Raw genomic sequence first — 11,117 nt, forward strand, 5'->3', positions numbered from 1 at the left:
CTGTGCCTGAGCCGCTGCTCTGTCGCATTTGGAATGGGGACGGTTGCAGCTTTCACGACCCATGAACTCGGGTGCCGTGTGGCGGATTTTGCAGAAGCGGGGACAGTTGGCGGGGTTGGAGCCGTTTTCCCCTCACGATTTGCGACGGACGTTTTGCGGCGACTTGTTGGATGCGGGGGTTGATATTGTTACGGTTCAGAAGTTGGCGGGTCATTCCTCTCCGGTGACAACGGCTAAATATGATAGACGGGGCGAGGAGACGAAGCGAAAAGCGGTTCAGAAGTTGGGGTTTTAGATTAGCACGCTTAGTAATGATAGTTGTTGAAATCACAAGCCTATAAACTTTTCTTAAACAATATCCTATATTTTGTAGATATTTATGTTCATAAACTGTTGTGCATTTAAACTGTATTATAGAGATCGCTTTCAGGTTTCAAGTGTCGGATGTCCGAGTATGCCGTCATGTAATTTAGATTGGTAACAGCTTATAAATCTGATAGTTTTATGTTTACTTTCGCTATTAAATAACTTTACTGGAGCAATAAATATGGGTATTAAATCTGAATTTGAAAGCCGCAAAGTCGGAACAATAGAATTAATATTTATGGGGATTTATCTAAGTTTAAAGAACTGGAAATATACCCTACTTGCATTTTGTACAATTTCTTTCCCATCCCTGATTGTTCTTTCAATTTTTGAACTGTTACCTTCAGATGATGAGGCTCCAGCATTATTCACGCTGTTAGTTTACATGATTTTATTGGTTTATATCCTCTTAAGGATAATGTTTTTCCTAGCTTTATCAATTGCTACAAATAATTACGTTTGTGAAATAAATATGAGTTATAAAAGTCTTTATAAAAAAATACTTTCAAGCTGTATTCCCATGTTTTTATTGGGTTGGAGATTTTGGGTTAACTTTTTATTTCGGCTTTTATTACTTTGTATACCCGGTATAATTTATGGAGTCAATAACGGTTATTATGGAGAGGCTTTTATTCTCCGAAATCAAAAAGGAAAATTAGCCTTTAATTATAGTTTATCTAGAGTCAAAGGAAATTGGTGGAGAGTCTTCTTCTTTTATAATGTTGTTGGTTCAATTCATTTTGTGATTTTTATAATTCAAATATCTTTCATCACCTCCTCAAATACCGCTTTTTCTTCAAATATTTTTTGGTATTCTATACTTTCAGAAACCTTGACTGAATTCATCACAATTGGCATTATTATTAGTAATACACTGTTATTTCTTAACTTGGATTTTTATAGAAACCCATATAAGAGATCTATTGTGCAGGTAAACTTATCAAATATTGAGAAGATAAATATCGATAGAACTGCTATAAAAAGAAGGGAAGTAAACACAACAATTCCTCCCCTTCAATGTTTTCAATTTAAAGTGATTGAATTCGACCAAGTAGAGACAAATTATAAATTATTAAATTTGAATTTAGCTAGAGAAAATACCAAGATAGTAGAAATTGATTTCATTAATATAACACCGAAGCAAATTGAAAAATTATTGAAACGTAATAACATAGAATATCCAATTATTGTTTGGGCTAGGTGTGCAGAACCCTTGAAACTAGGAGAGATAGTAACTGGTTATTTGAATGGACAAAATAGAGGCTTTATTCCCGAACTTATTGTAGAGCAGCGAAACGAGAAATAAATCTAATTCACAGTATATTTTAGAATTAACTCAAGTGTAGTTTCTTGCAAACAGACTGCTTTTGAACACCTTTATACCTCCAATAAATTCTGCTTGATAAATGGCAAAACAGAAGTAATGGCAAAAGTTTAAATATTGCCATTTTGTATCGGTTTTAAAATCGGATAAACAGCTTTAAATTTCTACTGCAAAAATATCTTTAGGGCGTTTATAACTCCAGCGAACCACTGCTAAAAAATCCAGCCTTAGTCTTTGTCGCTGTTCCTTTTGTTCAAAGTTTACCCGAACCTCGGTGTGTTCTTGGTAATGTTGGGGAAAGTATCGTATACCAGAAAAAATTTTAGCCCAATTAACTAAACTATTAGAGAGCAAACGGGCAATTGTTGCTGCAATTTGGGTTCGGGACAACTGCTCAACCTGAACCGCCTTGACATTAATAACCTTGGCATCCGTTGGTAAAGTTGAAGCCCTACCGAGGATGCCGAAGTGCTGATAAGTTCCTTCTTAGCTTTTGGGCAGGCATCCGCGTGTTATAGCGCTACGCGCTAGGCAAAAGGCAACAGGCAAGAGGCAAAAGTGCCAGCAGAAAATATTTTCAGCATTTACCAATGTCCTAACCGTTATGCGTAGTGCTATAACTTTTTTCCTTCAGGTTGGTACTCTTGCTGGATTTTTCGGCATTCTTTAACGGTTGCCTCACCCGCCAACAGGCTTTAAAGACACGGCTTTCTTAAATTTCGTGGTGAATAATTGCACAACCCTTGACTCTGGGTAAAATAACAAGCCCCCAGGCGTTACCGAGGGGCTTTATAATTGGGGATTTCGGGGAGGTGACCCTTAATTAGTGGGAAACTATCAAAGTCAGATATTCGACTTTTTAATAGCAATATAAAAACATTGCGATCGCCGCAGGCGTGTCAGCTTATCAGATCACCTCGCTACCTGAAAGTGTGCGTTCCCCACATTCAGCCCAACTTCTTCTGAAAAGTCAGGGAGAAATTTAATTTTTTGCTCCGAAAACAAGGGCGAATTCAGCTAAATCTAAACCGTGAAAGGTTCTGCTGCACCATAGTTAACATTCCAACCTGAATCTCGCAGCGAAGCAATTGTAAATTGGCTAATTGGTCGAGGCTGATTAATCTCATCTTGGTAAGTCATAATTTCTGTGTCAAATGTTGCTTCTTCCCAGTGAGAATAGTCAGATCCAATACTTCCTGTACTCGTTTCAATGGGAATACCGAGTGGGCTATTACTTCCGGTTAATTCGCCATAAGCAATACCTGCATAAGTATTGGTTTTATACTCTGTATCTTTTTGCTTATTGAAGAACTTGCGTGAATCCTTGAGGTCATCATACTGAGTAATATTGTCAAATCCACCAACTAACCCTAAAACATGACCAAACTCGTGAATCATGGTTCTTGGAACTGCCTGTGAATCATTCTTGAAATAGCTTTGAATGTCTGGGTTGGTACTGATTGTAACTCCGCCAATCATAGGCATCTGATTTCCGTTCAAATCTTTTTGAATTTCTTGTCCCTCTCTAAAGCTATAGGAACCATCATTTGATTTGGTTCCATAGGTTGCACTAGCGAGCGTACCTTCTCCCAAGTTCTCAGCATAAACCTCAATTATCAAAGTATGAGATCCAGCAAAACTACTGTAGGGAATAATTCGTTCCCAAGTTCGGGCGGCTTGTTCTAAACCCGTGCGAAACTCCGAAGAAAGTCCCCCTGTTCCGTCCTGGTAATTAAATTGAATATCAAATGCAAGGGGATCGGTTGCGGAAGCGTTAAAGGTGGTATTAACAGCGTAATTTGTGGCTCGTTCGTCTACGCTATTGACCTGTAAATAATAGGTTCCCGGTTCTAGAAAAGCCCGGATAGATTCGCTGTTGGTATTCCGTTCGGGTAGCCAGGCTAAAACCTCAATTTCGTTATCATCAATAAACTGATTACCGTTGAGGTCTTCTACCGGATTAATCTGTCCGTCATTATTAAAATCACGAATCAGACGGACATCGGCATCAGCAGATAATCCTGAAAGTTGAGCGGTAAAAACGCCGGATTCATTGACGCTAAATTGAACAAAATTATCCGGTTTTTCTCCATTAACGCTGCCATTTTTTGAGAACTGAGGAGAACTTTCTTCAAGAGGATTGCTCAGTGTATTTCCCGGTTCTGGAGGAGGTAATTGTTCTTGAGCAGAGAGACTTAAACGATAATTGGTATCGCCATCTTTTGGCAGCACATGAACAAAATAAGTCCCAGAGTTTAAACTTTCAGTAATAGTTTCTGATTGACTATCAGCATTCGCTGAAGATTTAATTACGTTTCCTCGATCATCCAACAGTTCAACGTCAGCATTAACATTCAGTTGATCGAGTGTTAATTGAAAATCAGCGTTCTGGTCAAGCGTAAACTGATAATAGTCATCTTGATCGACATCACCAACGAAATCATTAAAAGTTTGTTCGCCAGCTAAAACACCGATGTTATTAGCTTCTGTAGTGTCATTTCCCGCAGCATCAGACGGAATAACAGTCACCGGATCGGCTGAAATAATCAGATCGTAATCCGTATCTCCAGAAAATGGATAAACTCGTAAATAATAGTCTCCTGCGGGTAAAGCTGAAGATTGAATGGTTTCTGAATCGTTCAGCGCATTCGTTGAAAAGTCAATAACATTACCCGTCGAATCTATCAACTCAACATCAGCATCACTACTGAGATTTTCCAACGATAAATTAAAGTCACTAACTCGATTCAGGGTGAATTTATAGTAATCGTCGGAATCCGAATCTCCTACAAAGTCCGTGAAGGTTTCTTCAGCTTGTAAAACCCCAATATCTAGAGAAGTTCCTTGAGTGTTTCCCGCTTCATCAGATCGGGGAGTAAACGCCGTGGCTGTTAAGGTTAAATCGTAGTTTGTTTCCCCGTCAAATTGAAAAACTCCTACAAAATAAGTACCTGCGGCAAGTTGAGTAAAGTTGATGCTGTCCGCCTCGACTCCACCGTTGCTTGAACTCGCAATAGTTTCGGAGCTATCCAAAGCATTATCGAACAGATTATTGCCATTAACGTCTTCAATCAAATACAAATCTGCATCGTTACCCAAACCGTCTAATTTCAGTTCTAAATCTTTGGGTGTATCTAAGGTGAAGCGATAAAAATCGATAGGACTGCTATCTTCAACGGCATCACTTTCAGTTTGGGTTCCATCTAAAATGCCCAAATCTGTAGCATTACTTAAACTGGTGCTAGATTGATTTGTTGAACTCGTAACTCCCCCAAAATCCTCTGCGGTAATGTTACTGCTAGAAACATCGTCAAGAATAGCCAGTTCTTCGCCTGTACTTGTGATTGTAATAAGGGTTTGATTGCCATTACCTGGCTCAATACTTAAGTCATCAAAAGTTAGAGTGTCTGGAAGAACGAGAACATCAATTCCTTGTTGGTAATCTGTAATGAGATCCGTTCCTTCTCCATTTTCTCTGAGGAAAAACGAATCACTCCCTGCTCCACCCGTAACTGTATCACTTCCTAAATCACCATATAAACTATCGTTTCCAACTTCACCGCTAAGTAAGTCATTGAATTTCCCCCCAAATAATATATCATCTCCATCTCCTCCATAAACCTCGTCATTTCCTAAATCGCCTCGTAGATAATCACCGCCTAACATTCCCCGAATAAAATCATCATCTTTTCCCCCGTATACCGTATCAAAACCATCACCACAATCAATCCAATCACCATCTTGGTTTCCAAAAATTACATCATCACCAGCAAGAGCATTAATTGTGTCTATACCCTCCATTCCAAAAATGTTATCCGGGCTTTCGGTTCCCCATAAAGCTTCTGTAGATGCCGTTCCAAAAATTTCCATATTCCCTCCATTACCTCAGAAAACATATATAAAAAGAAGCTCTCTGCAATTGTTTTCTAGTGGAACTTAGGCCCAAAGGAGTAAAAAGCTTTCCGGACAACAGAAATCTGCCAACTTGGATAAATAAATTCTCGCTCCAAGCTGATAAGTGTTGCTTTTAAATCTTAGAAAATGATTTTCTGATTCGTTGTTTTACTCTTTTTAGCTGACTTTCTTTTGATGATTTTTAACATCAATAGAGTTGCACTAGGTATTTATTCAGATATCCCCAATCTAGCTCGAATAATTTGTATAGGCAAGAGGGAAATTAAAAACCCATCTCATAAAAAATGGCTAAAAACTTTGGTCTGTTTAATTCTCAGCTATTGGAAGGTCTAAAGTTGAAAAAATTCTGTACTTTTTAGCGGTTTTTCCAAATCGAACTGCCGTCATATTACTTTACAAAATATTCCACATTATCGTTGGGTGAGAAGTAACTTAATAGCAAACATGGATAGTCCGTAGGCTGCAACTAGGGCGTACAGCACTACGCACTAAGGTAAAACATTGGTAAAAGCTGAAAACTCGGAAAGCAAGTCAACCACAAGTAAGGAATCGGTCGGGGCGACAACTAGAGGTCAAAATGTCTTGGGGTAAGGTTTTGAGTAGCTCTACTAAGAAACTGGAGTTTAGACTATTTATTAAATTTTAAATCGATCCTCCCCAATCAACCATTGTTCGCAGGGATAAGCAAGTCCCGCAGCCCGCAACTGGAGACTCAGGCAATTAGCCAACAATGACTTCAAGTTGAAGCGTGAGTTGCCGAAAAAGTCTAAGTTTTCAACTACGGTTTGAGGGGATAATAAAGTTCGCCCCGTTTTTCCCAAGAAACGCGACCGATATCTTTACTTTTACTCCAAGTAAGGAAGTGTTCATTTCCCCGATTAGCTTCTTTCTCCACCGTATCAGGATTAACCCCCAATCTATTGGCTAACTCTCCGGCTTTCAACGGTTGCAGTTTCGGCTTAACAAAAGAATTGGTCGAACGTTTTTTCTGAGTGACTTTCCCGGAAATTACCCCCGCCAGAAGTTGCTGCATTTGTTCCATTTGGGCTTTCATTGTATTAATCTCTGCTTCCGTGCTTGCTAATTGCTCTTTAACTATTTCTTCAATTATTGCTTTTTGTGGGGAAACGAGTTGAGAATTTTGCTGCAAATCAGTTTCAAAGAATTGTTTGACAATTTCAACTAATGCGGCACTCTCCGTTAGGTTCTGCTGTTTGGCATACTTTGTGAGTTTTTGGTAATATTCGAGGGGAAGATGAGCCAGAAAAGTTCAGTGTTATCACGGATGCGGTGAAAGGGATTCTGGGTTTAGTCTAGGGATATTGGAGAGTAACAGATGATCGATTTTCTCAGCCAGGAAGTTACTTTCATTATCCAGGGGAGCGAAAATGGCGTTAATGATTCCCGAAGCCGTGCCTTCTGATGCCAGTCAGGGAGAGAAGCGGTTATTTAAAGTGTTGCGGGATGAACTGCCCGATGATTTCTTCATCTATTACGAACCCAACGTCAAGGGTTTATTTCCCGACTTTATCATCCTCAGTCCCGATTTAGGATTATTGATTCTAGAAGCTAAGGGCTGGAGTGCCAGTCAGATATTAAAAGCTGACCATCAAATCTTTGAAATTTGTACCGATAGCCGGGTAGAGAAGTGCCAATCTCCGCTCAGGCAGGGCAAGGGATATCTTGACGCTTTGATGAATAAACTCAAGGATTATTCGATTCTCTGTCAGGATGAAGGCGAATATCAGGGTAAGTTGGCGTTTCCGATGGGCTGCGGCGTCATTATGACCAACATGACCGAAGCTGAAGCTACCGACGAGAATATCTATGCTTTGCTAGAAAAACCCCAGACCGTTTATCGGGATGAACTAGAAGAATGGAACAGCATGGGAGAACGGGAGTTAATTAAGCGCTTGGAGTCCATGTTCACCGTCCGCTTTAAGTTTTGGGGACTGGAAGATGACCAAATCAGCACCATCAAGGGAGTCATTCACCCGGAAGTGCAAGTCAGGGAAGAACCCGCCAAACCAACGAGCGCTCCCAAAAAGCAGGTTATCCAACCGAACGCAACCATTATCAAAACCCTAGACCACAAACAGGAACAGTTGGCTCGTTCATTGGGAAGCGGTCATCGACTATTCTGCGGAGTTGCAGGGTCAGGCAAAACATTAATCCTTTTATCCCGTGCCAAAACTCTCGCTGGGGGAGTGTTCAACCAACGGGTTCTCGTCTTATGTTTCAACATCACCCTTGCTGCCTACTTGCGTTCCCTGATTGAAGCAGATAATAATCCCTTGTACCGAGAGCGCATCGAAATTCTGCACTTCCACGATTGGGCAAAATCAGTAATAGGCAGTTTACCAAATCCCAAGAATTACGAAAGCAGTGATGAGTATGACGAGGTGTTAGGCGATCGCCTCCTGAAAGTTCTAGCATTAATGCCACCGGAGGAAAAATGGGATGCTGTTCTCATCGATGAAGCTCACACCTTCTATCCTGCCTGGTTTAAGTGTTGTGCTGCGGCTCTCAAAGACCCAGAAAATGGTGATTTGCTCATTGTCTCCGACCGTTCCCAAAGTCTCTACAATCGCCAGAAGTTTACCTGGAAATCCGTTGGCATTAAGGCACAGGGACGAGTACGCAAACTCAATCGTAATTATCGCAATACCTCCGAAATTCTATCGGCCGCTTGGGATATGGTGCAGTCCCTCTCCACCGATGACGAAGACGACGATGAGGCCTTTCCGTTGGTCGAACCGGAAGCTGCCCTCCGACATGGCAAGAAACCTGTACTTCATCTGGTCGCTGACCGAATGGCTGAAGTTGAAAATGCGATCGCCCAAATTCAGCAGCTACTTTCCGAAGGCTACGAATCGAAAGATATTGCTGTGATTTACCGTTACCTGGGACGCTGTGAAGCCGAACCGTTTGGTTATCTCACTCAACAATTGAATGAACTGGACTTGGGTTGCTACTGGGTTAATGAAAACAAGAAAAACTATAGTCGGCATCATCCCGGCATTAGATTGATTACCAGTAAATCCGCATTGGGATTAGAGTTCAAAGCCGTGATTATCCCCTGGGTTCAACAGTTCGGTGTAGGTAATGAAGCTGAAGCCAGACGGGAACTTTATGTGAGTATGACACGCGCCCAGGACGTGTTGCATTTATTCGGGTCGGGTCAGTTTCCTGTTCTGCGGGAATTGCAAGAATGCGATCATTTTGATGTGGCTTAGAGTCAGTTCACTTCGTTAACTTATTTTAGGATAATTTCTGATGGATAGCTCTAATACAGAAGCTCAAAAACTAGCTGGTAGTAGTGCATAGTAATGATCTAGGTTCGTAAACTAGCATTATAGTGATGAACAAAATACCAAATTGCACCAATATGATTGTCTAGAGATTTTGAGAATGATCAAGTTTTACGTACTAAGCGGGAAACTCTTTGACGTCAAGTGTTATTCAATCGCGCGGAATGCGCCCTCAGGCAAGCTCTTGAATTAAATTCAAGAGAACCTGACGGTTCAATATAACTTGTATAACCAGTATCTTTACCAACCGCACGGTGACGCTTACTCGGTAATACTTGTTCGTAAGCTTCCCAAAAATCAGTGTAACAAATAGCGCATTGACGGTAAACTGTCGGAAGTGAATGCCACAATTGCTTTGCTGATTGGCGCTTTGCGATCGCCAATATATACTCCAAGAATTTCTGGTGTTGTTGCGTCAATTGCAAGCCAAATCCAATCAGTTCGTCCATTTTTTACAATTTTTTTGGAGTTACATTGAGGGCAAGGCATACTGCAATTTTTGCACGACACTTCTGATTGTATCATTACTATGCACGACTACCCATAACTCATAACTCATCAATGAAGCCCAACCGTCAAGCCAAAAACTCCGTTAGTCCTCAATTTCAAACCTTACGCTGGCGGTTACTCGGATCGTACCTAGTAATTATGGTTGCTATTCGGCTAATTTCCGATTTATTAGTCTATCATTTTTTTACCCACAGTCTATATCAACAACTCGACAACCGACTGTTCAACCTGGCTCAAGCCGCCGCTCATAGTTTAGTTGCGATCAAACAAGACTCCAACGCAGTTAATGACACCCCTTATCGTTCCCTCGATGGCGACGGAGATCTTGATATTCCCTGGCAAAATCTTCGCAAACCCAATCAAAGTGTAGAATGGTTTACAGCAAATCAAAATCGTTTAGCCTTTTCAGGAATATTATTTTCTGACTTCCCTTTAAAACCTGGATTTCATACTTTTGCAGGGGGAACAATACGCAGTTTAATGATTCCTGCTTACAGTTATAATCAACAACAAACCCAACAACTTGAAGGTTATGTTCGTGTTAGTGAGTCTACCGAGTCTGTAGAAGGAGTTCTCTCAAAATTACGTTGGGGTTTAACCTTGGGCGGTTGCGTGGCGTTTGGGTTAATTGGAGTTGGGGGAATGTGGCTGACTCAACAATCAATTAAACCCATAGAACAGAGTTTTAAGCAATTACAACAGTTTACCGCAGATGCTTCCCACGAATTGCGATCGCCCCTAACTGTGATTAAAACTTCGGTTCAAGTTTTAGAAACTCATGCCCATCATATTTATTCTGAAGATCGAGAACAATTTCAGGCAATTATTAGTGCTACAAACCAGATGAGTCGTTTGGTTGAAGATTTGCTATTACTCGCCCGTACCGATCAATTTAATCAGACATCAACTCAACCTTTTACTTTAATTGATCTCAACGAATTGTTAGGAGAAGTTGTTGAACTTTTAGACTTAAATGCAGAAGCTAAAAATATAACCATTCAATTTAATGTACAAACCGATATCAAAGTTAAAGGCGATGCTTCTCAGTTGTTTCGTCTGTTTCGCAATTTAATTGAAAATGCTCTACAATATACACCTTCAGGCGGAACGATTACCCTTTCAACTTATAGAGAAGAGAAACTGGTGCGGGTAGACGTTAAAGATACGGGGATAGGTATTGCTCCCGAACATTTACCTTTTATTTTTGATCGTCTTTGGCGAGGGGATACTGCACGAACTTATCGGGAAGACGGTTCCGGGTTGGGGTTGGCTATTGTTCAAGCTATTACTCGCCGTCATGGAGGAGAAATTACTGTTAAAAGTCAAGTTGGGGTAGGGAGTTGCTTTCAGGTGCGTCTCCCAGTAGTCTAGATAACGGTTGAGTGAAACCATAGACTGAACTTATTTTTTAATTTTAGCTTGTGTGGTGTGTTTTTATGTGCGATTCTCCTTCTGAAATTATCCAACGCACAATTGAATATATGTTGGACATCCGAAAACCTCAAAGATATCGGGTTTCCCCGTCAGTAAAGCAAATATTATCACAATTGGACACCTGACTCCGGGGCGGGTTTATCAGAGTTTTTTATGGGAATTACAGGTTAACTCATAACCCGCCCCTACAGGAAACTTGGGCAGGTTTATCAGAGTTTTTTATGGGAATTACAGGTTAACTCATAACCCGCCCCTAC

Annotated in this window: 7 protein-coding genes and 1 pseudogene; 4 read left to right on the forward strand and 4 right to left on the reverse strand. The window is 40.7% G+C overall.

The window, feature by feature from the left end; genetic code table 11:
• Nucleotides 1-61 precede the first annotated feature (61 nt).
• Both VB836_RS01100 and VB836_RS01105 read left to right on the forward strand, forming a co-directional pair.
• A complete protein-coding gene (locus VB836_RS01100) occupies nt 62-295 on the forward strand; it encodes a tyrosine-type recombinase/integrase (RefSeq protein WP_323217616.1) in 234 nt (77 codons plus the stop codon).
• 252 nt (nt 296-547) lie between these two features.
• On the forward strand, nt 548-1,672 hold the full coding sequence (locus VB836_RS01105; protein ID WP_323217617.1) for a hypothetical protein: 1,125 nt from the start codon (nt 548-550) through the stop codon (nt 1,670-1,672).
• Between the two features lie 174 nt (nt 1,673-1,846).
• Here the strand turns inward: VB836_RS01105 and VB836_RS01110 are convergent, their stop codons facing one another.
• The 3 genes from VB836_RS01110 to VB836_RS01120 all read right to left on the reverse strand — a co-directional run bounded on the left by VB836_RS01110 (nt 1,847) and on the right by VB836_RS01120 (nt 6,755).
• Complete coding sequence (locus VB836_RS01110) at nt 1,847-2,080, reverse strand: hypothetical protein (RefSeq protein WP_323217618.1); 234 nt, start codon at nt 2,078-2,080, stop codon at nt 1,847-1,849.
• 633 nt (nt 2,081-2,713) lie between these two features.
• The gene (locus VB836_RS01115; protein WP_323217619.1) at nt 2,714-5,560 is read right to left on the reverse strand and encodes a pre-peptidase C-terminal domain-containing protein; all 2,847 of its coding nucleotides are present in this window, start codon (nt 5,558-5,560) and stop codon (nt 2,714-2,716) included.
• A gap of 823 nt (nt 5,561-6,383) precedes the next feature.
• Nucleotides 6,384-6,755, reverse strand: coding sequence for a hypothetical protein (locus tag VB836_RS01120; protein ID WP_323217620.1), 372 nt, complete (start codon nt 6,753-6,755; stop codon nt 6,384-6,386).
• Nucleotides 6,756-6,993: 238 nt separating this feature from the next.
• On the opposite strand from VB836_RS01120, the gene VB836_RS01125 reads away from it, so the two are divergent.
• Nucleotides 6,994-8,841, forward strand: coding sequence for a 3'-5' exonuclease (locus VB836_RS01125; protein WP_046278868.1), 1,848 nt, complete (start codon nt 6,994-6,996; stop codon nt 8,839-8,841).
• Between the two features lie 98 nt (nt 8,842-8,939).
• Here the strand turns inward: VB836_RS01125 and VB836_RS01130 are convergent.
• A pseudogene (locus VB836_RS01130) lies at nt 8,940-9,351 on the reverse strand (IS1 family transposase); the annotation flags it as partial.
• 126 nt (nt 9,352-9,477) lie between these two features.
• Between VB836_RS01130 and VB836_RS01135 the strand changes: the two are divergent.
• Nucleotides 9,478-10,797, forward strand: coding sequence for a sensor histidine kinase (locus tag VB836_RS01135; RefSeq protein WP_323217621.1), 1,320 nt, complete (start codon nt 9,478-9,480; stop codon nt 10,795-10,797).
• Nucleotides 10,798-11,117: the final 320 nt, after the last annotated feature.

It is taken from the genome of Limnoraphis robusta BA-68 BA1, assembly GCF_034932365.1.
GTDB lineage: Bacteria > Cyanobacteriota > Cyanobacteriia > Cyanobacteriales > Microcoleaceae > Capilliphycus > Capilliphycus robustus.

Bases quoted from the DNA above. Each gene is read 5' to 3' on its own strand.
- VB836_RS01115 (WP_323217619.1), bottom strand. From the start codon at position 5,560: ATGGAAATTTTTGGAACGGCATCTACAGAAGCTTTATGGGGAACCGAA.
- VB836_RS01125 (WP_046278868.1), top strand. From the start codon at position 6,994: ATGGCGTTAATGATTCCCGAAGCCGTGCCTTCTGATGCCAGTCAGGGA.
- VB836_RS01105 (WP_323217617.1), top strand. From the start codon at position 548: ATGGGTATTAAATCTGAATTTGAAAGCCGCAAAGTCGGAACAATAGAA.
- VB836_RS01135 (WP_323217621.1), top strand. From the start codon at position 9,478: ATGAAGCCCAACCGTCAAGCCAAAAACTCCGTTAGTCCTCAATTTCAA.
- VB836_RS01100 (WP_323217616.1), top strand. From the start codon at position 62: ATGAACTCGGGTGCCGTGTGGCGGATTTTGCAGAAGCGGGGACAGTTG.